Source organism: Spirillospora sp. NPDC048911 (assembly GCF_043198015.1).
Classification (GTDB): Bacteria; Actinomycetota; Actinomycetes; order Streptosporangiales; family Streptosporangiaceae; genus Spirillospora.
Genome location: NZ_JBICUD010000004.1, coordinates 635713 through 654731 on the forward strand (window position 1 = coordinate 635713; position 19019 = coordinate 654731).

The 19019-nt window shown below is 66.9% G+C and carries 35 protein-coding genes and 1 pseudogene; 2 read left to right on the forward strand and 34 right to left on the reverse strand.

Translation table 11 applies throughout. The annotated features are described in order from the left end of the window. Nucleotides 1-5 precede the first annotated feature (5 nt). The 15 genes from ACGFNU_RS21495 to ACGFNU_RS21565 all read right to left on the reverse strand — a co-directional run bounded on the left by ACGFNU_RS21495 (nt 6) and on the right by ACGFNU_RS21565 (nt 7871). The gene (locus tag ACGFNU_RS21495) at nt 6-257 is read right to left on the reverse strand and encodes a hypothetical protein (protein ID WP_392596059.1); all 252 of its coding nucleotides are present in this window, start codon (nt 255-257) and stop codon (nt 6-8) included. Nucleotides 258-274: 17 nt separating this feature from the next. Continuing rightward, complete coding sequence (locus ACGFNU_RS21500; protein WP_392596061.1) at nt 275-469, reverse strand: DUF397 domain-containing protein; 195 nt, start codon at nt 467-469, stop codon at nt 275-277. 374 nt (nt 470-843) lie between these two features. Then, nucleotides 844-1356 (reverse strand): tRNA(His) guanylyltransferase Thg1 family protein, encoded by a 513-nt coding sequence (locus ACGFNU_RS21505; RefSeq protein WP_392596502.1) that lies wholly within the window; start codon nt 1354-1356, stop codon nt 844-846. Between the two features lie 17 nt (nt 1357-1373). Further along, nucleotides 1374-1751 carry an SLOG family protein gene (locus ACGFNU_RS21510; protein ID WP_392596063.1) on the reverse strand — a complete coding sequence of 126 codons (378 nt, stop codon included), beginning with the start codon at nt 1749-1751 and terminating at the stop codon, nt 1374-1376. Beyond that, a complete protein-coding gene (locus ACGFNU_RS21515) occupies nt 1748-2164 on the reverse strand; it encodes a hypothetical protein (RefSeq protein ID WP_392596065.1) in 417 nt (138 codons plus the stop codon). Before ACGFNU_RS21515 ends, ACGFNU_RS21510 begins: the two co-directional genes overlap by 4 nt. Next, nucleotides 2161-2697 (reverse strand): hypothetical protein, encoded by a 537-nt coding sequence (locus tag ACGFNU_RS21520; RefSeq protein WP_392596066.1) that lies wholly within the window; start codon nt 2695-2697, stop codon nt 2161-2163. The genes ACGFNU_RS21515 and ACGFNU_RS21520 overlap by 4 nt, the downstream gene beginning before the upstream one ends. Before the next feature lie 7 nt (nt 2698-2704). Further along, nucleotides 2705-3019 (reverse strand): hypothetical protein, encoded by a 315-nt coding sequence (locus ACGFNU_RS21525; RefSeq protein ID WP_392596068.1) that lies wholly within the window; start codon nt 3017-3019, stop codon nt 2705-2707. After that, on the reverse strand, nt 3016-3405 hold the full coding sequence (locus tag ACGFNU_RS21530; protein ID WP_392596070.1) for a hypothetical protein: 390 nt from the start codon (nt 3403-3405) through the stop codon (nt 3016-3018). Before ACGFNU_RS21530 ends, ACGFNU_RS21525 begins: the two co-directional genes overlap by 4 nt. Further along, a complete protein-coding gene (locus tag ACGFNU_RS21535) occupies nt 3402-3806 on the reverse strand; it encodes a helix-turn-helix domain-containing protein (protein ID WP_392596072.1) in 405 nt (134 codons plus the stop codon). The genes ACGFNU_RS21530 and ACGFNU_RS21535 overlap by 4 nt, the downstream gene beginning before the upstream one ends. After that, nucleotides 3796-4062 (reverse strand): hypothetical protein, encoded by a 267-nt coding sequence (locus tag ACGFNU_RS21540; protein ID WP_392596074.1) that lies wholly within the window; start codon nt 4060-4062, stop codon nt 3796-3798. The genes ACGFNU_RS21535 and ACGFNU_RS21540 overlap by 11 nt, the downstream gene beginning before the upstream one ends. After that, nucleotides 4059-5273: a hypothetical protein gene (locus tag ACGFNU_RS21545; protein ID WP_392596076.1), complete on the reverse strand. Its 1215-nt coding sequence runs from the start codon at nt 5271-5273 to the stop codon at nt 4059-4061. Before ACGFNU_RS21545 ends, ACGFNU_RS21540 begins: the two co-directional genes overlap by 4 nt. Next, nucleotides 5273-5455 (reverse strand): hypothetical protein, encoded by a 183-nt coding sequence (locus ACGFNU_RS21550; protein WP_392596078.1) that lies wholly within the window; start codon nt 5453-5455, stop codon nt 5273-5275. The genes ACGFNU_RS21545 and ACGFNU_RS21550 overlap by 1 nt, the downstream gene beginning before the upstream one ends. Beyond that, the gene (locus ACGFNU_RS21555; protein ID WP_392596080.1) at nt 5452-6276 is read right to left on the reverse strand and encodes an ATP-binding protein; all 825 of its coding nucleotides are present in this window, start codon (nt 6274-6276) and stop codon (nt 5452-5454) included. Before ACGFNU_RS21555 ends, ACGFNU_RS21550 begins: the two co-directional genes overlap by 4 nt. Beyond that, complete coding sequence (locus ACGFNU_RS21560; protein WP_392596082.1) at nt 6276-7205, reverse strand: hypothetical protein; 930 nt, start codon at nt 7203-7205, stop codon at nt 6276-6278. Before ACGFNU_RS21560 ends, ACGFNU_RS21555 begins: the two co-directional genes overlap by 1 nt. A gap of 48 nt (nt 7206-7253) precedes the next feature. Further along, nucleotides 7254-7871, reverse strand: a complete 618-nt coding sequence (locus ACGFNU_RS21565) for an endonuclease domain-containing protein (RefSeq protein ID WP_392596084.1) — start codon at nt 7869-7871, stop codon at nt 7254-7256. A gap of 171 nt (nt 7872-8042) precedes the next feature. On the opposite strand from ACGFNU_RS21565, the gene ACGFNU_RS21570 reads away from it, so the two are divergent. Then, nucleotides 8043-8237 (forward strand): hypothetical protein, encoded by a 195-nt coding sequence (locus ACGFNU_RS21570; protein WP_392596086.1) that lies wholly within the window; start codon nt 8043-8045, stop codon nt 8235-8237. A gap of 2 nt (nt 8238-8239) precedes the next feature. On the opposite strand, the gene ACGFNU_RS21575 is transcribed toward ACGFNU_RS21570, so the two are convergent. The 11 genes and pseudogenes from ACGFNU_RS21575 to ACGFNU_RS21625 form a co-directional block, all read right to left on the reverse strand. Then, nucleotides 8240-8668: a hypothetical protein gene (locus tag ACGFNU_RS21575; protein ID WP_392596088.1), complete on the reverse strand. Its 429-nt coding sequence runs from the start codon at nt 8666-8668 to the stop codon at nt 8240-8242. Continuing rightward, on the reverse strand, nt 8665-9249 hold the full coding sequence (locus ACGFNU_RS21580) for a WhiB family transcriptional regulator (RefSeq protein WP_392596090.1): 585 nt from the start codon (nt 9247-9249) through the stop codon (nt 8665-8667). The genes ACGFNU_RS21575 and ACGFNU_RS21580 overlap by 4 nt, the downstream gene beginning before the upstream one ends. A gap of 2 nt (nt 9250-9251) precedes the next feature. Further along, a complete protein-coding gene (locus ACGFNU_RS21585) occupies nt 9252-9410 on the reverse strand; it encodes a hypothetical protein (protein ID WP_392596092.1) in 159 nt (52 codons plus the stop codon). Beyond that, entirely contained in the window at nt 9407-9739 is a 333-nt protein-coding gene (locus tag ACGFNU_RS21590; RefSeq protein WP_392596504.1) for a DUF5131 family protein, read from the reverse strand. The genes ACGFNU_RS21585 and ACGFNU_RS21590 overlap by 4 nt, the downstream gene beginning before the upstream one ends. Before the next feature lie 35 nt (nt 9740-9774). Further along, nucleotides 9775-10335: an HNH endonuclease signature motif containing protein gene (locus ACGFNU_RS21595; RefSeq protein WP_392596506.1), complete on the reverse strand. Its 561-nt coding sequence runs from the start codon at nt 10333-10335 to the stop codon at nt 9775-9777. 34 nt (nt 10336-10369) lie between these two features. Beyond that, nucleotides 10370-10927, reverse strand: a pseudogene (locus tag ACGFNU_RS21600) (DUF5131 family protein); the annotation flags it as partial. Beyond that, entirely contained in the window at nt 10924-11262 is a 339-nt protein-coding gene (locus ACGFNU_RS21605) for a hypothetical protein (protein ID WP_392596094.1), read from the reverse strand. The gene ACGFNU_RS21605 and the pseudogene ACGFNU_RS21600, both read right to left, overlap by 4 nt. Further along, nucleotides 11259-11723 (reverse strand): hypothetical protein, encoded by a 465-nt coding sequence (locus tag ACGFNU_RS21610; RefSeq protein ID WP_392596096.1) that lies wholly within the window; start codon nt 11721-11723, stop codon nt 11259-11261. The genes ACGFNU_RS21605 and ACGFNU_RS21610 overlap by 4 nt, the downstream gene beginning before the upstream one ends. After that, the gene (locus tag ACGFNU_RS21615; RefSeq protein ID WP_392596097.1) at nt 11720-12229 is read right to left on the reverse strand and encodes a hypothetical protein; all 510 of its coding nucleotides are present in this window, start codon (nt 12227-12229) and stop codon (nt 11720-11722) included. Before ACGFNU_RS21615 ends, ACGFNU_RS21610 begins: the two co-directional genes overlap by 4 nt. A gap of 14 nt (nt 12230-12243) precedes the next feature. Continuing rightward, nucleotides 12244-12669 (reverse strand): hypothetical protein, encoded by a 426-nt coding sequence (locus tag ACGFNU_RS21620; RefSeq protein ID WP_392596099.1) that lies wholly within the window; start codon nt 12667-12669, stop codon nt 12244-12246. Between the two features lie 74 nt (nt 12670-12743). Then, nucleotides 12744-13103 carry a hypothetical protein gene (locus tag ACGFNU_RS21625; RefSeq protein ID WP_392596100.1) on the reverse strand — a complete coding sequence of 120 codons (360 nt, stop codon included), beginning with the start codon at nt 13101-13103 and terminating at the stop codon, nt 12744-12746. Between the two features lie 86 nt (nt 13104-13189). On the opposite strand from ACGFNU_RS21625, the gene ACGFNU_RS21630 reads away from it, so the two are divergent. Beyond that, nucleotides 13190-13447 carry a hypothetical protein gene (locus tag ACGFNU_RS21630; protein WP_392596102.1) on the forward strand — a complete coding sequence of 86 codons (258 nt, stop codon included), beginning with the start codon at nt 13190-13192 and terminating at the stop codon, nt 13445-13447. Nucleotides 13448-13634: 187 nt separating this feature from the next. On the opposite strand, the gene ACGFNU_RS21635 is transcribed toward ACGFNU_RS21630, so the two are convergent. The 8 genes from ACGFNU_RS21635 to ACGFNU_RS21670 form a co-directional block, all read right to left on the reverse strand. Further along, complete coding sequence (locus ACGFNU_RS21635) at nt 13635-13967, reverse strand: hypothetical protein (protein WP_392596104.1); 333 nt, start codon at nt 13965-13967, stop codon at nt 13635-13637. Then, nucleotides 13964-14653: a hypothetical protein gene (locus tag ACGFNU_RS21640; RefSeq protein ID WP_392596105.1), complete on the reverse strand. Its 690-nt coding sequence runs from the start codon at nt 14651-14653 to the stop codon at nt 13964-13966. The genes ACGFNU_RS21635 and ACGFNU_RS21640 overlap by 4 nt, the downstream gene beginning before the upstream one ends. Beyond that, nucleotides 14653-14895: a hypothetical protein gene (locus tag ACGFNU_RS21645; RefSeq protein ID WP_392596107.1), complete on the reverse strand. Its 243-nt coding sequence runs from the start codon at nt 14893-14895 to the stop codon at nt 14653-14655. Before ACGFNU_RS21645 ends, ACGFNU_RS21640 begins: the two co-directional genes overlap by 1 nt. Before the next feature lie 83 nt (nt 14896-14978). Then, nucleotides 14979-15371: a hypothetical protein gene (locus ACGFNU_RS21650; protein ID WP_392596108.1), complete on the reverse strand. Its 393-nt coding sequence runs from the start codon at nt 15369-15371 to the stop codon at nt 14979-14981. Continuing rightward, nucleotides 15368-15781, reverse strand: a complete 414-nt coding sequence (locus ACGFNU_RS21655) for a hypothetical protein (protein ID WP_392596110.1) — start codon at nt 15779-15781, stop codon at nt 15368-15370. Before ACGFNU_RS21655 ends, ACGFNU_RS21650 begins: the two co-directional genes overlap by 4 nt. After that, nucleotides 15778-16377, reverse strand: a complete 600-nt coding sequence (locus tag ACGFNU_RS21660; protein WP_392596112.1) for a hypothetical protein — start codon at nt 16375-16377, stop codon at nt 15778-15780. The genes ACGFNU_RS21655 and ACGFNU_RS21660 overlap by 4 nt, the downstream gene beginning before the upstream one ends. Continuing rightward, entirely contained in the window at nt 16374-18674 is a 2301-nt protein-coding gene (locus ACGFNU_RS21665; protein WP_392596113.1) for an LAGLIDADG family homing endonuclease, read from the reverse strand. Before ACGFNU_RS21665 ends, ACGFNU_RS21660 begins: the two co-directional genes overlap by 4 nt. Continuing rightward, nucleotides 18671-18964, reverse strand: coding sequence for a hypothetical protein (locus ACGFNU_RS21670; RefSeq protein WP_392596115.1), 294 nt, complete (start codon nt 18962-18964; stop codon nt 18671-18673). Before ACGFNU_RS21670 ends, ACGFNU_RS21665 begins: the two co-directional genes overlap by 4 nt. Nucleotides 18965-19019 lie beyond the last annotated feature (55 nt).

Sequence of the window (19019 nt, forward strand, 5' to 3'; positions counted from 1 at the left end):
AGGCTTCATCGGTTCTTCGCCATCTGCACCGAGAACTCCTTGAGGGCGTCCCTCAGCAGTGGCCAGTCGGCTGGATGGATGCGTCCGCTCATGCCGCCCAGGTCGGTTTCGCTGACCGGCCACGAGACGATCACCTCAACGCCATCGCCCCCCATCAGGCCGTCAACCTCCGCCAGGAACGCGGGCATCCGGGCAGTCTGGACGAGGATCACGTTGACTTCGGCGAACCGGTCGACACCCGGCGCGGTGATGCTCACGGTCGTGAGGCTGTCAGTCACGGAATCTCCTTGATCTTGATCAGTAGCTGGAACCAGCCGGTGGGGGTAAGCGTGAGGAACGGGCCGTCGCGGTCAGCGGTGTCGCGGATTACCACCAGCCCGTGGCGCGGGCCTGCCTCGACGCAGGTCGCGGAACCTCCACAGCGGGTGCTCTTGCGCCACGGCGCCGGTTCACTCTCCGCCACTGCCACCGCGCCATTTCCCCGGCGGGCGCTCCTCGCCTCGCAGCCAGAACAGCGCCGGGTCCGACGCGATCCGCTCTCCCAGCGGCGTCGGCATCGCATCAGCCGGAACGAGCTCGAACAGCTCACGCGCTATGTCGCGGGCTTGGTCCACCCGGTGTGGTGGCGCATCCGCCGTGTCGGCCTCCGGGTGCCGGTCACAGGAGCATGAGGTCCCGCACCACTTACACGTTTTCCTGCACGATGCATGCATCTCGGGGTTGCCGTCGCGCTGTTCGTGCCAGCAGGCGGTCGACAGGTACACGTGGGCAGTCACACCGAATCCCGTTCTCTCGACGGATCCTGCATTTCGCGTCTGAAACTGAAGTCCTCAGGTCGCGACATCAGTCGCGGCCTCTCAGGTTTCCTAGACCGAGTCGGGCGAGCTTCGCCCAGATCTCCTCGTCACCCGGCTGCGGCCCGACGTCACGGCCACGGGCTATCTCCGCGGCCCGGCGCCACGCGGCAAGCTCGTCCTCCGGCACCGTCAGTGTGTGGATACGGACGTCCTCCGACTTGATCTCAGCCACCTGTGTTCTCCTCCGAGGGGTTGGTGAGCGAGGCCAGTGCCTCGCGGATTTCCGGGCGACGAACCTCCGCGAGATGGCAGGCACGTCGCTGTTGCGTTCGCAGCACTCCGCCACCGAGCACTCATCGGACTGGGTGAAGGCGAACACCGCCCCCGACATCTCCGAACACAGCGCCTCAGCGACAGCGTCCATTGCGGCCATCACCGCGTCGTCAAACGGCCTATCCGCGTGCCGGAGGAAGCTGTGAAAGGATCTTCCGTCCACGCGACAGAGGGTGTACGTGCGGCGCGGCAACACCGACCTCGTCACAGCCTCGTATGACTTCATGCGATCGCCGAGAGAGGTCACGCCGCATCACCCGCCAGCGTGAACCGCTGCACCGGGATCCCGGCACAGCCTGGCTTCGTGCATGGGCCGATGAACGCCAAGCAGACGTCCGCGCCCAATCTCACCATTTCGGCGTTCCGGCGGAACCCCGCCGTCTTCCGGTGCTGCTTCCAGTCCGCTGGATGCGGCTCAACCGCGAGCGTCTTACCGGCGTGCTCGAAGAACTCCGCAGTGGACTCGCAGTACTCCGCAGCGAACCGGTCAGCTCCAGACGGGCAATCGCCGTGCACCACCACGACCTCGGCATCGCTCGTGGCGCCGATGAGGTCGTCAAGAGCGTCGGCGACGACGCAGGCGTCCGGCCAGCCACGTGACCCTGTCACCAAAATCCTCACGCCGCGGCCTCGGTTCGCTGCTTAGCAACATGGCGGTCCCACATCTCCCCGGCGACCTTCGACACCTGGGCGGCGTCGATGCCGTACTCAGCCAGCCACTCCCACAACCACTCGCCGATCGCGCCGCCGTCTTCCCAGTCACCCCACAGGTCCTTGGCGACCTCGTCGGCCATCCCGGGGGCGTGCTCGGACAGCGCTCGAAGCAACTTCACGACGCTGAACTCGCCGACCAGCAGCCCGATGGCGTCCATGTACCGGAGCTGCCCTGCCGGGCTGGTGTCCTCCATCAGCCGGTCGATGATGATGACGCGGCGCTGCGCCGACACCGCCATGTGCCGAGTCAGGGACTCGGCCGTCACATCGGTTGTGGTCTGCGGGCACCGCGCGAACTCGTCCAGGGGGTTGGTGCTCATGCTGCGTCCTCCAAGTCATCGAATGTGAGATCGAGTTGCTGTGGGCCGTCCACCGTCGCCAGGACCCGGTCCCGCCAAGCGAGCGCGTAGCGCATGCAGTTCGCGCAGTTCTTGTGGCCGCTGCACCCAGGCAGCGGCGGGTTACGCCGCGCCTGGTAACTCCACGCCATCGAGTCCGCGGTCGTCAGCCACCGCCCATACAGGCCAAGGCCTGCGGTCTTCACCCCGAAGCCGTGCAACGGCAGGTCCATCTGGGCGAGGACCCGGAAGATCTCGGAGATCTCAGCCGTCCCCTGCCGGCGGCACACACTCCCGACTCCGACGACCGGGTAGTCCTCAGCCAGCCGCACGCCAGCGGCTTCGTAGTAACTGACACAGCGGACGTAATCGTCGAGAGACCAGCCCTGGATCACGGGCATCACCGGGCACTCCGGGTGGTCACCGCGTTCCTGCCACAGCTCAGCCACCCGAACGAAGTTGTCGACCGTCCGACGCTGGTGGTCCTGCACCGTTAGCCCTGTCTTCGCGAGCATGAACGCCTCACATCCAGTCCTGCGGTGCCGCCCACGCCATGTCGCCGATCTCGGTGTCGTACCGGACCAGCGCCTCCACGTACTCCTCCGGCGACGTCCGGAACTCCCCGAACATCGACAGCTCCGTAAACGCGCCGGAGTCGACGGCGTAGTGCCTGTACTCCGGCCGCGGCAGCTTCTTGATCCCCGCCAGAACCCGATGCGAAATGAACAGCGACACATCCCTCGGTGCCGTCACCAGCCACCGCGGACGGTGCGTGCCGAGGTAGAAGTTCAGGTCCTGGTCGTCGCAGATCAACGAGCGGACCTCCGCAGCGGTCACCACAGCGCCGGCCTGTCAATGTCGATCTCGACCCACTCCGCGCCCGACCGGCCCATGTCGTAGACCGTCGTCTCGCCGCACGCTGAGCAGTGGTAGGCGAACAGCTCGAACACCGGCCACGCCGGAACGTCCCGCTCAACCCCGTACTCGCGACCATCACGAGCGAAGGCCCGCTCAACGAACTGGAACCGGTCATCCGGCAGCGGCCCAACGAGGCCCGCGGCCACCCACAACCAGTCGCCACAACCACACGACTCGCAGACAAGCGTGACGTGGGCCATTGGCTTGGGCCGTTCCCACGGCCGCCACGTAACTGGCCGGCCCTGGTGCTCGACATAGTCCGGAGCCGGAGCGTCCCCTGGCGGGACCAGGCGAAGATGCGTCATGCCGCCTCCCGCACAGGCAAACTCTCGGGGTCCGACGCAGGCAAGTCATCGACGAAGCCGAGATCCTTGGCCAGGACAGCGCGATTCTCCGCGGCCTGCTCCGGCGTGATGGGCTCCAGATCGTCGGCGGGCGCGGTTGGCTTGTCGTGCATGGCTTCAAGGGCGAGGCGACGCATCGCCTCCTCATGACGAGTCGCCACATCGGAACCGATCAGCCCCAGCCCGAACAGCGCCATGTACGCCTCGAGCGCCACCACCGTCGGCTGGCAGCGGCCCGACTCCCAGTCGCAGACGGCGGTCTCGCCGAGGCCAGCGCGGCGCGCGGCTTCCCGGGCGCTCAACCCGGCGGCCAGCCGCTTCACTTTCAACTCGGTGATCAACCGGTGTGGTTCAAGCGGCATCAGGAGCACCTCCGTCCATGCCGAGGGCCGCGCGGGCCGCCTTCCAGTCCTGGTTGGGTGCGGCACCGGCCTGGGTCGCGTCGTGCTTCCACCCCGGGCTAGGCCGCAACGGCGGCCGCCACCCCTCGGAGCGCATGTCCGCGATGAACCGCTGGGCGAATGCCCTGGGGTCCTGGATCGTCACGATCGGACGGAGTCTGCGCTCCAACTCGGTGACCGCCCGGTTCTCCGCCGCCTCAATCTCCACGTCGCTCATCGCTGCCCGTCCTCGCTGTGCAGGCGCTCTGCGCAGGTCTTATGCAGGGGTTTGCCGAAGTCGTCCACCAGGAGCGCGGGCTTGCCGCAGCTACGGCACGGGCGGGCGGTGCCGCCACCCCAGTGGGTTCGGCTGGTCCAATCGAGGAGGAACGGCTGCTCAGGCTCAGCCGTCTTCTGGCGCGGCACGGCAGTCGTTACGACGGGCGTGCCGTCATCTCGCGCCGCAGTCGGCGCGGAACGGATACCGCTGTCCTCGCCGTAGTGACACTTTGGGTCTAGCGGACTAGCCTCCAACTCCGAGCCACTTTGAGCCTTGCGGCGCTGGTAGTCGCCCTCGGGCAGCAACTCGAAGCCCATGTCGAGGTAGCGATCCCGGTCGGCGGCGTTGACCCACCACCGGTTGTAGCCGCGTGGCCCACTGTTGGGGACTACAACGGGCACGTAGTCCCCGGCCGCCGAGGCTCGGACAAGGTCGTCGACGTAGACCCTGCGGGCTACCTGCCAGTGACCGTGGAGTTCCCCGCAATATCCCCGGCCTCTAACGGGACAGAACCCGCCACCGATGACGAAGCCTCGCTCGCACCGAAAGAGCTCAAGGGACTGCACGCCACCGCGTACCAGTAGCGGCAAGCGTCCCTCTGCAACGTCGTGCCAGGACATATCGTCCAGCCGCGCCCACGGCACTCGATCGATGAAGTCACGCTTGGCATCGATGGTCGCCCATAGGGGCGTGATCTGATCGCGGCGCGCAAGACTGGCGCGTTTCCGGACTGAGTCCAAAGTCGTGTAGGAGAGCTGGATTTCCCAGCCGATCTGGCGGTCATCGCTCTTGACCAGAACGTCCGTTCGCCGTTTGCCATCTGTCGACCGGCTCTCGGCCTCGGCCAGGAAGCCTCCGAGTTCGGCGGCGCGGAGGATCCGCTCTTTGTACGCCTTATGCTCGTCGCTCTCGTTCTCAGCGGCATGGTCGGCGATCCCGCGCGTGAAGTGGGAGGCGAACCGTTTGCCGTCCCGCTCTGTGAGGAACATCCATTCGGGGCAATGCGGCCGCGTCTGACGGCACTGGATGCACTGCAGTTGCCGCTCCGGCACCGGCCGGTCGTCGGCGCGCAGGGCATCCCACAAACCCGGCAGGTCTGGGTGGCCGAGGTCGGGCAGCGTGAGGTTGAGTTCCAGGTCGAGACCGACGTGGTAGACGCTGAACGCCATCACCGATCACCTGTCTCGCGTGGCCGCGGGCAGGCGCGGCAGATGCCTTCACAGGCCTCTGTGGGGTTCCAGCACACCGCGCCGCCGGTGAACGGCCGGCCGTCACGGCGGGCCAGCGCTGCCAGGTAGATGTCGCCGCCCGGCGTCCGCGCGTCCTCGGTTGCTTCGTCGGCGCGGATCATGAGAACGGGTTCCACGTCGCGGGCCGGCGGAAGCATTCGCCCTCGATCCAGATCCCGACCATGTCGTTTTGCAGGCGGGTGGCCAGACGAGCGCCATAACGGTTGGCGATGCTGTTGGCAGCCTCAGCTTTGACGCGCTGCCGCTCCTCCTCCGCAGGCAGGTCGGCAGTCGGTGGCCCGTTGAGGGTGATCACTGTTCGACAATCAGGGTTGCTGTCGCGGGCCGTGAGAACGTCAGAGAGGGTTTCGATGTTCCGGTCGGCCACATAGCCGCTGCCGACTTCCACTCCCAGGTCGTCGAGAATCAGCAGTTCGCACTCTTTGACCGCGTCGCCAATCAACTCCTGGCGCCGGGAGCGGGCTTCGTCGAACCGAGCATGGGTTGGCAGCGGCGACAGGGCCTGCAGAAGTTCTGAGACAGACCATGCTTCCACCCACAGCCCTCGAGCCACTGCGTCGTTGCCGATCGTGTACGCGAGGTGGGTCTTGCCGTGGCCGGATGGCCCGACCAGTAGCGCGTTCTTGTGGCCAGAAGCCAGCCATCCGCGTCCGCGCCCGCCAGGGTCCTGCTGGGGTAGCAGGTGGTCATAGCAGGCGAAGGCGTAAGCCTTCGGACGTGCGTCTTCGTAGCGACGCCGTCGGTATGTGGCGCGTTCTTGGGCTGCCTCTCTGAGGGCTTCAGCATCCGCCTTGGCCAGTGCCTCGGCAGCCTGTTCAGGGGTCTCATGGGCGACGCGCTCGAGCGCCTGCTGCAAGGCAGCGGGGGCAGATGCCCGGTAGCCATCGACGGTTTCTGAGAGGGGGGTCATGTCGTCGTTCATCAATTGAATGCCTCTGCGATGGCGGCACCTGCGCCGCGTTCACGGTGGACGTTCTGACCCGAGCGGCCTGGCCTGGCAGCGGCGGAGCTTTCGTCGGCCGGTTCGGACCGGGCTTCATGCACCAGGTTGGGGAGGGTTCCGGGTCCTAGGCGCGGGCGAGCTCGAAGTAGAGCAAGCGCCTTGCGGATGTCCGATGGTTCGATGCCCTCGGCGACGAGGGCATCGATCTTCTCTCCGGTTTTCTGCAGGACATCGCGTGGTGGTCGCTGGCGGCATGCATCGATGTGTTCATCGAGGAGCTTGTGCGCGATGAATCGTGGATCGAGGTCTGTCACTGCGCGCAGGGTCGGCTTGGCAGGGTGCTGCGGCAGTCCTGCAGCCGCTTGCGGCTGCTTTGCCTCTGCCTGAGAACCACGTAGTGGTTCTTCTGTCTGAGAAGTACGAAGTACTTCTTCTGCCTCTGGGGTCTCGTTTGCTTCAGCACTGACGTAGCTACCGTCTAGCAAATTGCTAGAAGTTTGCTTCGCTCCTGCCGTAGCACGCTGCTTGGTGTTTGCCGCCTTCTTGCTTCCGCCACGGCGGCCAGCTGCAGCGCGCTTCTCCTTGATGGCGCTGACGTCCTCAGCAGACCTCTGGTGGTTGAGGTAGTCGTGGATCACGTACTCGTCGTCCGCCGGTTGCGGACAACGGTCACAGTCGTGGCCGACGGCGTGCCAGAGACGCACCTCGCAGAGCTTCTTGGCAAGTTTGTCTGGCTGCTTGCGGTCTGAGAGACGCGGGACCATGCCGATGGGGATTCGACCATCGCTCAGGTTCCGCGAGGCATAGGCCAGTCCGCACACGTGCAACCAGCCGGCGTCACCGCCTGCGGCGACGATCTTCCGGTGCTCCGGAAGTGCGTCGTTGAGCTTGATGTAGGTGTCACCCATCAGATGCTGGTCCTTCTCCAAGTCGGCCGCGTGCAGGGAAACGGTGCGTCATTCGGTGAGAAGCAACCGGGCCAACTCCTTGCGAAGATCCGGTGCCATGCGCGCTCGAAGCAGCCGGGCGGCGCCATCGGGGTCGTCAAGACGAACCGAAACTTCCGGCTCGCCCCACTGAAGGACCTGCAGGCGGTAGACGCCGCCCCGCTCCCACAGGCGATGCCAGAGCTTCGGCCGGAGGTTGCCGTGGTAGGAACCACCACACGGACGCCACCAGGCGTCGACGCGCCGCCATTCGACATCAAGGCCGTCCCGAACGATGGAACCGATCGGCGGCTCTACCGGCCTGGAGAACGGCATGTCCGCGTCCGCCAGCGCCCTCAGGAACCAGGCGTTCGCCAGGTATCCCTCGACTTCGTCGCGGAAGAGGTTCTGGTACTCAAGGCGCGTGTTGCAGGAGTTGCACAGCAACCCACGAACCGCCCACCTGCCATGCAGCGAGTCGTGGTCGATGAACAGCTTGCGTGCTGGTGTCTCTGCCGCAGGGAGGCGACAGATCTGACAGCTGCGGTCGCTCTCCGCCAGCAGGCCCTCGTACTGGGAGCAGGTGAGGCTGTAGCCCTCGTGCGTGCCGCATGTTTCATGGTCGGGCAGAGTCCTCGACACGGCCATTGCGCCCCCTGAATCCACGCGCACCAGTCTGAGTGGTGTTGATCGGCACCAAAGGTCGTCCCACGAGGCAACTTGCACTCCCCGTGTATATCCACGACCATAGCGAGCGTGGATATACACGGCAACCCTCGGCGTCCTCCTCGTGGATATGCACGGGCTACGATGAACCTTGTGAAGGAGACCCACACGCCACATCGGCCCATCAGGGTTGAAAATGACCTGTGGGAAGAGTTCGGCCAGGTTGCCGGCGAACGGAACCGGGCCGCCGTACTGCGCGACTTCATGGCCTGGTACGTCCGCCGACGCGGAGCAACGCTTCCCAAGCGGCCTGCCACGCCGGAGCGCTCGGCCGAAAACGACGCCTGAGTTCACGCTGCTCCCTCCGCCGCTAGCCGCTCGAGTCGTGCCTGAGCGATCGATTTCCGGCAGCGTGGTTTGCGTCCGTCGCGTTGGCTGGAGTCCTTGTGGAACTCCTCCAGCCGGTGCCAGTCCTCACACGCCAGGCACCACTTCATGCCGGGCCGTGGGTTGAGTTCGACGATCTGGGCGTACACGTCGTCGGGGACGTGGGGTCCGAAGGTCCAGGCGGTCAGGTCGCGGATCGGGGTGTCGTCGGGTACCAGGACGGCGAGGTCGATGATGAGGGCTGCGAGGCGGCTCTGGTCGCCTTCCTGGAGGAGTGGCGCGAGAACGGCGGCGACTGCTTCGGTGTCGCGGTCACGGACCACCACCGAAAGCTCCAGCGCCGTGGGCAGCATCTCCTCGAGGAGGTCGTCGAGAGGGTGTGCGGCGGTCATGCTGCCTGCCCTCTCCGCTGCCGGCGGCGGCGTTCAGAGGCGCGTTCTTCTTCGTTCAGTTCGCCCCACGTGCCGTACTTCTCTGGTCTGGACACCGCGTAGTCCGCGCATTCCGTGCGGACGGGGCAGCCCGCGCAGATCTGCTTTGCTTTGCGTTCGCGGAGCTCACGTTCGGGGGCGCGTTCACCGTCGGGGCCGAAGAACAGAACGAGATCTTCTCCGTGGCAGTCGGCGAAGTCCTGCCAGGTGAAGTCGGGTCGCGACTCAGATGGCCGCGGCCCGCGCCGGATCTTGCTGCGGTCTGGTTCTGGTGCCAGGGTGACCGGGCGGTCGGGTACGTCGTCGAGGCCGAGGGCTTCGAGGATGCGGGCTTGGTCGTCGGGGTTGGTGACGCGGCGGCGGATGTGCTGGGTGGCGGCCTGTAGCAGTGTTTGGTCTAGGTGGGGGTCGTTGCCGTTGACGGTGATGCCGTCGAGGACGTGGTGGGCGCGGGTTTCGTCGGCGAGGCTGAACTTGCGTTCCTGGGCGGGGACGCGGGCCATGCGTTCCAACTCCCACAGGGCGTCAAGGTTGGCGGGCATGGTCAGGCCACCTCCGCGGGCTTGGGGCTGCGGTCCCACTTCAGGACCAGCAGCGGCAGCGGGCACACGTACACGGCGGTTTCAGCGACGTACACGCCCACCCAGATGTCACGGGGCTCCAGATACAGCGACAGGCGGCCACGGTGAAGTCTGCGGGTCACGTCCCCACCCCCACGTGGTGCGGGAACTCGTCCCAGATGCGGCCGTCGAGCTCGCGGCCAGCGGCCTTCTTGCCGACGCGGGCCATCAACCAGGTGCGCGGGTCGGTCGGCTGGTAGCCGTCGGCGATGTCGCCGGATCGTTCGAGTTGGACGACCTTCTTACGGCCGTGGACTTGGAGGTGGACGGCTTCCATGTGGGCGTCATCGGTCTCGTCGGAGTCGCCGTACAGCGGGCCGACGGGCGCCCACGCCCCATGCTGCTTGAAGAAGAACGGCACGTCAGCGGCGGTGCACTGGTCGCGCAGGGCGCGGACCCAGTCGGGGTGCATGGGGCGGGCACCAGGGCCGGACTCACCACCGGCAACTATCCAAGAGAGCGTCTGTCGCCCCTCGCGATCCTCGAGATGTGTTGCATCCGCACGCCGAAGTGGTCCGCTATCGACTGAAGAGCTTCGCCCGATGCTCGCCGTGAACAGATCTCTCTGACCTGCTCCGTCGACAGCTTCGCCATGGCGTTCCGCTCGCCGTACTGATCCAGGCGTCCTCTCCGGAGCACATCGCGGGCATGCCGTGCCTGCTCCTTCGGTGTCGCCAATTCCAGGTTCGAGGGCCGGTTGTCCTGCTGACGACCATTCTTGTGATTGATCGTTAGCCCTTCCGGAATCGGCCCAACGAAGTGCTTCCAGACCAGGCGATGCGCTAGGGCGTGGTAGCGAATACCGTCGAACATGACCCGGACCTGGAGGTATTTCCCCGTGACGTTCTCCGCTCTCCTGCGCGCGCAGGGTATGACCCGCACCTCCCCCGTCCAGCGATCCCCTCGTCTGGCAGCGACACGCCAAACTCTCCCCTGGGAGTCGATCTCCAGATCCCCCAGCAGCACCGCCGGGTAGACGTCCTCTTCCCTGAACTTGGGCGCAACCATCGCTACCTCCGAGGTACGGCAGAAGATCGAGGGGCCCCAGTAGCGGCTCCGCCGAGACCCAACGGACGGCAGATGGCGTGTCGAGGAGAGCGGGGATGCGGAGGTCGGCCCACTTCTGGTTCTCGACCGAGACGCCCAGCCAGACGTTCGGTAGCGGCCACGGCATGTCCGCCTCGTCCACCCGGAGAAGGTGGGCGAGGTAGATCTCGACGGCCGCGCGGAAGGTTCCGTCGTTCAGCAAGGACCTCATGCGCCCGTGTCGCTTGGTGAGCACTTGGTACGTGTGCTGCGGAGTGGCTGCCATGACGGCGAACACGTCCGCGATGAAGCGGTTCGGCACGCCGTCGTGGAACAGATCCGACATGGAGTTCACGAAGATCCGGCGGGGCTTGGTCCACCGGAGCGGATGGTCGAGTCGCTCGCCTCGGAGTGTGAGGTCGAAGCCGTTCTCGAAGTGGTGGCCAGGTGTGCCGCGCCAGCGTTCGGCGAACGTCTCGGCGTAGCAGTGATCACACCCTGGGCTGACCTTGGTGCAGCCAGTCACCACGTTCCAGGTGGCATCCGACCATTCGATCTTGGTTGCGTCGCTCATGATGTCGTCGCCTTCGTGGTGCCGTTGATGTTGCGGGCCATCGCCAGGACCTCCGCTCGGCCAGCGGCAGCCGAGGCGGTCGTGGTCACCGCCACGTGCCGCGGCCACGCCTCCCCGACCGCGCGGAGCCGGCGCGCGAACAGGCGCGCGAGGTCGGGGTTGAACATCGCGGCGAGCTCGCCGGCAGCGCCGCCGCAGGCGTTGTTGATGCCGTCGGCGAACCTCGTCGGGCAGCGGCTACCCCAGTACGGGTTGGTGTTCAGGTCGTCGTCCGCGGCGGCGGCCATCTTGTCGAGCTTGTCGGCGGCAGTGTCGATCTCGTCCCACGGGTTCACGGCGCACCGGCCTTTCGAGCGAGTTGAGCCGGGATCGCCGCGACGACCTCATCAGGCAGCCTCCATAGGCCCAGGGCGCCCCGGCAGGGCACCGGCTCGGGTAGTGGGCAGACGTTGTCCAACTCCCAGTGCCACTGCCCTTCGAGGGCCCACGGTGAGCACAGGATGGGAGGGGCTCCAGGGATGATCTGGTCGTCCGCGCAAGCCAGGTGGCAGCCGACGATCTCAGCGACTGCGACGACAGCGCCGCGGTGGTCTTCCTTGTGGAGCTGGCCGGGGGCCAGGCGGGCAGTGGCCTCGATCCAGTCCAGGACCGCGAGGCTGACGTCGTCGAAGGCCTTCGACGCGTGGATGGCGATGAACCCGCGGTACTTGGTTTCCCAGGTGCGGTTCTCGACGTCCTTGCCGTGGCAGATGGCCAGCGCCCAGGGCTGTTTTACGGACAGGGCCTTGAGGGTCATGACGCCCTCCCGGCAGCTGCGTCGACCGCAGCCTCCACAGCCTCCGAGGAGAAGGCGGAGGCAGCCTGACCGGTGACGTGCTCCCAGCCGTCGTCGCCCTGCTTGGCCTTGACGTCGAACTCGGTGAGCAGACGGCGGGCCAGATCTTCCGGCGAAGCGTCCATGGCTTCGTCGAGGAACGCCGTGAGCCGCTCTACTTCAGCCGGGTTCAGACCGTCCTTGGCGTAGTCGTGGACCGCGACCAGCGCGGCGGCGAGGGCGGGCGGGTCATTGAGGACGGTGACTTTCCCTGAGGTCGAGACGAAAGCGGTCTTGCCGTCGATCACCTCGACCATCCCGTCGGGGCAGGTGACGCGGCATGGACTCTCGACGTCCGGGCGGTCCAGGACGATCGGCTCGAGGCGGCCAGCTGCGCTGTAGCAGAACCGCAGGATCTGCTGGCCAGCGGCGAGTGCTTCGTACTGGGTGACGGCGGCGCCGACCTGCACCATGCCGTCCTTCTCCATCAGGGTGTGGACGCTCACGATGAGACTCCAGGAGTGGGTTCGAGTTCAGTGATAATGAGGACGACGCGGCCGTCCGGGTGCGGGTCGCCGATGTGCGGGAACGGGCCCTCGAGATGGGTGTGATCGTCATCGGGCAGCACGCCAGCGTCCACGATCCCGTCGACTTGCGCTTTGAAGGTGGGCTGCCAATTAGCCGCGTCGCGAGTGCGACGAGCCGGAGGCGGGCAGTAGTAGGCGTCGATCCGGGCCCGCTTCAACGGCGGCACCTTGACGTACTTGGCGATGAAGTAGGCGTCGGATCGGAGCTGCCGGACGATGCGGGCCTTCTGGCTCCAGTGGAGTTGCCGGTTGGCGTTCAGAAGGGTCTGGCCCGCGGGCATCTCCAGCCGCCAGAACCTGGCCCGGGCAGGCGGGTAGCGCTCGGGGGTTCGCTCACCCACCTGCCCAGAGATGGGAGCCTCGCCTGCCGAGGGGACGTCAACACTCGGCAGGCGAGACGACTCGTCGCGGCCGTTCATGACGCCTCGCTAGCCGCGGCAGGAGGGGCCAGATTGGGGGCACCGGACAGGTCCCACACCGGACGCTCCCCCGCCACCTCCAGCTCAGCCTCGAGCGTGAGGATCCGGCACCACGGGCATGGCAGAGGCGGTGTGTCAGCGGCGGCCTCGGCGAGCCAGTCGGTGTGCTGGCCGTTCTCGCATACCTGGACCTGGAGGGGCAGGTCGCCAGCGAACGAGGTGATCAGCGACGCACGGACCTGAGCGATGAGCGGCTCGGCCGGTGTGGAACCGGCGTTGTCGATGATGGACAGCGCCAGCGCGGCGCTCCCGCGGGCGCGCATCAGCAGGCTGCGCAGCTCGGCGTCACTGGCCATGGTGGTCTCCCCGCGGAGGTGTCCTCGTCGGAGACGGAGACAGAGAGGGCGAAGGGGTCGGGGAAGCCGTCGAACCGCCGCTCGGGGTGGGCGACGGAGAGGGCTTCGGTGTCCGTGATGGCTTGCGCGGCGATGGTGATGGTGAGGTGCGGCGCGGCTTCGGCGCCGAGGTCGACGGCATCGGGGCAGGGCGCGTGGAACGGTGCCGGCGACGGTCCGCGCGTGGTGTCCGGGACCGCTGCGGCGGTGCCGCTTCGGTCGTCGACCGCATGGAAGGCGTCGGCGACGAGGCTCGTGGCGAGGTCTGCGGCCCGTTGCCCTTCAAAGCAGTGCCGATGCTGTAGCTGGTGAAGCAGGCGACCCCGGCCAGGACACACACCCCAGCAACACACAGTGCAGCGGTTCGCTGCTGGCCGGTGCGGCGCCGGCGGTGGCTGCCCGGCGCAGCTGGCAGCACGGCGGGGAGTTCGCTGGTGTCGCCGGGGTTGCGCAGCGCCAGGATGATGTCGGTCTGCTCCCGCGTCGGGTCGCTCATGCTGCGGTGCCCTCCTCCGGGATCTGGTGGATCTGAGCGGTGGTGGCGGAGGCATCCCCGCGTTCGAGGTCCCGGAGCCGCTCGGTGAGACCGGCGTTGGTGCGGATCAGGTCGTCGCGTTCGGTCCGTAGCGCCGCGACCTGCGGGCTGCGGGCGGCACAGCCCGCTGTGATGGCGATACCGCCGTAGGCCAGCCACACGCCGGCCGAGAGCTCGGCCCACGCCATTGCGGCGACGACCGCGGCGAACAACGCGACGACGGTGAAGGAGCGGTACCGCGCCAGCACGTCCAAGGCGGTGTTCACCCGCGCGGGAATGCGGATCGTCACGCTGCCGCCTCCCCCGCGGGCTCGGGGGCGTCGGCCTCGGCGAGGATGATCGCGGGGAATGTCTGGGTGGTCGGCTCGTCCAGCGACGGATCCTGACTGGCCTCGGTGAAGATCTGCATCGACACCGACACGTCCGGGCAGATGGTCGCTTCCACACCGATACGGACACCGGCGTACTCGCCGACCGTCATGACCACCGCGTAGCCCGTTTCTTCGGGCTGGCGGATGTTCTCGGCGACCTGGCTGCCGAGAGCTTGCGCGTACGCCCCGACGATGGCCCGGTGTTCCAGCTCGGGGCCGTCCAGGACGTGGACGGTGCCGCGGGCGCCGTCGTCGAAGAACTGCCATTCGAGGCGGTCCTGCGGCAGACGCGTGTGCTCGTGGTGCATGAGCGCGACCGCCTGAACCGCGCTCAGCGTGGACGGCGCGAGTTCGGCGGCGGCAGCGGCCGGGGCGATGTCATCGACAGTCTCGGGCACCACCGGCAGAGCGAGAGCAGAGGATGCTGTGCTGCCTGCGGTCAGCTCGGCGAAGAAGTCATCGTCCTGCACGTCAGCGTCGGCCGGGAACCTCTCCCGCAGCCAGAACGCGGCCGCCTCTACCGCGCTGAAGATCGGCCACAGCAGCTTGTCGCCGAGCTCTGATAGCCACACACGGCGGCGCTTGGGAGCGCTGTGGGCGCCCATCACGCGACCGCCGCAGACTCGACCGGCACCACCACAGTCACTAGCCGCAGCGGCTCCTCGAACCCGTGACAGCCCTCGACGTCCTCGTTGGTGCGGTAGTCAGCGACGAACAAGCCGTGCCGCACACCTACGGCGGTGATCTCCCAGTGCACGGGGCGGTCGGGGTCGTCGGGGTCGGAGATGACCAGGTCCCCAGGTTTGAGGAACATCGGTTCGACCTCGACGGTCAGAGGATCAGGCATGGCTTGGCTCCTCGGTGATGTGGTCTGTGTGTGGCGCGCGTCAGAGGCGGCAAGGAGGGTGCGTTGCGCCGGGGTGAGAGCGTTCATGCGGCGGCACCGCCGTCCCACGAATGGATCAGGAAGGCGAGTTCGTAGGCCCAGTCCGGTTCGTGGTCGTGGATCTCGGAGTGGTGAGCACCGCAGATCAACCGGATGTTGCTGCGGTCGAGGATCGATCCGCCGCGGGCACGGGTCAGGGGTTCGTGCGGGTCGGTGGCGGTGTCGGTGCACCACGGCACCTCGCACACGGTCGGCTCAGTGAAGAGTTCGGCGACCAGGTCGCGGCGCTTGACGTAGTTGCGGGCGGTCTTGACGCTGCGCGCCTTCAATGGCGTCCGGCGGCGAAGGGTGCTGCTCCCGTCTGCACCCTGGCGAACTTTCAACGGCGTTTTGGCGACCAGCGGGGTGTGGCGCCGCAGCGGCTGCTTGCGGTTCATGCGCCGCCCACCCCCGCCATCCGCATCTCGTCGCGAGTGGTGGCGGACAGGCTGCGGCCCACATCGATCATCGCGTGGATCGCCTTCAGCGCTTCCTTGCACGCCGACAACTCCTGCTCGGCGATGTCCAAGGTAAGCCGGGCATCCGCAGCGGCCAGTTCGGCCTCCTGTCTGCGGACATCCATCGGGCCCGTCGCCTCAAGGAACGCCTTGGCGTAGGCGACCTTGGCGTCCTTGCGGGCGTTCGACACGACCTCACCCAGGTCCCGCAACTCGGCGACCTTCGCATACAGCTGCCGGCCGAGGACGATGAGCCGCTTGGCGATCTCGTTCGGAGTGAGATCAGAGATGTCGACCTGCGCTACCTCAGCCGGGTCGACCTCCCGCAGCGAGGTGACGGTGGCGTTCACGCGCCCTCACCGCCCTCTGCGGGAGCGACGATCGACAAGGCGGTGACCGGAATGGCCTTGAGGTCTCCGCGGAGCAGCGCAGCCATCAGCTTCGAGCGGCGCTCACTCCCGCCCTTGGGTGGCAGGGAGAACTCCCCTGTCGCCCTGACCGGAACCACGTCGGCGACCTTGGTCGCTGCGCCGGTGCGTTCGTCGATGACCTCACCGCCGTGCGCGGTGAGCTGCTTCACCAACTCCGCGCGCCACACCGACCGGATCCGGCGGCGCAGCAGATCATCGCGGTTCACGCGGGCCCACTCGATCGCCTCCTCATCGAGCTGCACCGCGGTGTCGAGGTACTCCTCCACCTCGTGCGGGGTGTGTTCCGCCACCCACGCCAGCAGCTTGTCCTCGTCGATGACGACCGACGCGCTGGGCTGCTTGACCGTGATGTCGCCGAGTTGCACCCCGTCCGGTGTTTCGATCGTCACCTTCTTGACCTTGTTGTCGCGGTACGCGGTTTCGGCTTCGCGGCGTGCGGCCTTGTACTCGGTGGTGAAGAACGCCACCAGGGCTTCGAGGGCGGCGACGCGCAGGGTGTGGTCGGCGAGGTTCACGAGGCGGCTCCGGCAGGCTCAGGCTGCTTCGAGGGCGCGGCGGGCGGGGTGTTCTGGTTGACGTAGCGGCGCAGGCGGGTGATGACCTCTTCGATCTCAGCTGCGGTGAGGTCGGCCACCGACTCGATCGGCCGCTTCACGGTTTCCGCGAGATAGCGGACCTTGGCGTCGAGGTCGTTGAAGTCGCCCGCGGACTTCCACATCGCCTTCAGCCGGCCGTGTTGCTGCGGCGTGGCAGGCGAGGTCGCCATGCGGGCGGTACCGAGGCGCTTCACCAGGTCGAGAAGCAGTTCCTCCTGGCCGCGTTCGTTCGGCACGGTCACCGACTCGTAGCCGAGCCGCTCGACCTCGGCGTACAGCTCCAGGCAGCGGCCGAAAGGAGTGTCGGCGTGCACGGCCTCGGCGCGGATCTGCTCGGGCATCATCTCTGGCTTGCCATCCACCAGGTTCCTGGCGTGGGCAGCGGCTGGGTCGCAGCGCAGCGCATCGAAGATCAGCCACTCCAGGGTCCAGTCCTCGGCCAACGCGATCGGGTCATCCCGACCGGGTCGAATACCGGTGTGTACCGACCGGGCGCCGACGACGATCGGTGGGTCTTCGCGGGACAACCGGACCCAGCAGGAGGCGTCGAAGCCGAGGGTCTTGTGGCCTTCGACGCGATACTCCTTGCGTCCCTCGACCGGCTTGCCGTCGTCTCCGATCGAAGCGACAGGCTTGCCGCGGGCGATCATGATGACGATGCCGGGGAACGTCATCATCAGCCGCATCAGCTTGCGGTGTCGGTTGTTGGCGTCGTTCCAGTAGTTCGTCGCGACTGTGATTTCGGCGTTCGGGTCCTGCGCCAGCTTCCGCTTGTTGGTTTTGGAATCCTTGGCGCGTTCGGTCGCCCAGTCCTTCAGCAACTCCCATTCGGCAGTCATGGAGTCGAACGTGAGCGCGACGGGCGGTGCGCCCTTGGCGTGGGCCTCGGCGGCGAGGGCGTGGATTGCAGCGACCGCCTCGTAGATCTGGCCGAAGGTGCCGTCGTGCTCGACGATCAGGTAGTCGGCGCCGGGGATAGCGCCGTATTCGTCGGCGGAGCCTTCACCAAGGTCGATCCAGTACATCTGGCCGATACGGTCACTGGCCGAGAACTGGGCTGCAGACCAGGAGTTGTGGGTCACGACGAAGTGGTCGGTGAGGTAAAGGTTGTCTTCGGCCGCGACCGTGATGCATCGGGCTGGCTGCTCCCCAAGGAAATCGATCTGCCTGATGGCCCTCCGCGGCGGGCAGTTGAAGGCGGGGCGCACTGCCTGCCAGGCTCGGAGCTTCCGATCCAGCCGAAACGGCGCCATCGTCTGGGGCAGGCGAACAGTCAAGACGTAGGCGTCCTGACACCTCTTGCGGGTCCCGTCCCCCAGTCGGTAGCCAGAAGGCTTGACCCTTGTCTTCGCCGTACCGCCAAGGGATTCGACGATGTGTCTGACACCCTCGGCCAAGGCAGGTGACACCGTGCAGTACGTGGAAAGCTTGCCTTCCATCCCCCCGTCGGTGTCCATGAGTCCCTGCAGCAGCGCGAGGCGTTGCTCAACGGACGAGAACAGGTAGGGACCTGGGACGAACTTGTCAGCGGACTTGGTCTTGATCAGCCCGAGTTGGCGAAGCGCGGCGGTCGTGTGTCCGCCCTTGATGCCTCCCGTGCACCTGTCCCGCAGCCGGGTGAGCGCGTCACCATCCGGCAGCAGACGCTCAAGTTCCTCGAAGAGTGACTCATCCCCAGGGGTGAACAAAGGATAGGAATCCTTCGCCAGGCAGCCATCGCCCAGAAGAAGCCCCAGGAGGTACGGGTCCAGCAGCAGGTGTGAACCTGCGCGGTCGTAGCTGACTGGGCTGGTCATCGGGATGAAGACCGGCGTCCCCGCGAGAACAAGATCGCGGATTTCCTCGGTCGTCCGGATACGAGGGGGCAGGTTCCGCGGCTGCCCCTTCTTCGGCCCCCTCATGTACTTGCGGTGGCGCTCGCCCGAGGTCCAGGTCGCCCACAGATGCTCGCCGCAGGCTTCTGCTGTGGCCCCGTCAGAGAAGGTGAGACGGTAGATCGGTTGGAGACCACGTTCGTGGACTTCCTGGACCGTTGTGGGCTCACCGTTTGAGCCGAGGATTTCGTCGCCGACCGCCACATCGCCCATCGCGATATGGCCGGTTTCCGTCATGAGTCTGGCGTGCAGAGGCTGCGCCTTCCCGCTCTTCTCCGAGCCTTCGATGAGGATCAGGGGCCACGGGACGGCGCCGGTGGGCCGCCGGGTCTTGAGCGTCATGCAGGTCCTCCTTCGGATGCCTCGACAACCCGGGGAAGAAGGTCGAGCGAGGAGGGCTGGTTCGCGGTGAGCAGTTCGCGGGACCGGGTGATGTAGGCCGCCATGTGCCGGCAGGCGGCGTAGCCGTCGGCCTCGAGCCGGTTCAGGTACGCCGCGAACCCGGCCCGCGACTCCGGCGTGGCGAGGAGCGCGTCAGTGCCCTGCAGTAGCGGTTCGGGGGTGGCCCTGCCCGCCGCGGGCACGTGCGCAGCGGGCAGGGCCGGCGTCGAGGAGCGTGTGTGGTCGCTCAACTCGACGGTCTGGGTGCCCTCTCCCGCCTCGGGGTTACGAGAGAGGGCACGTACT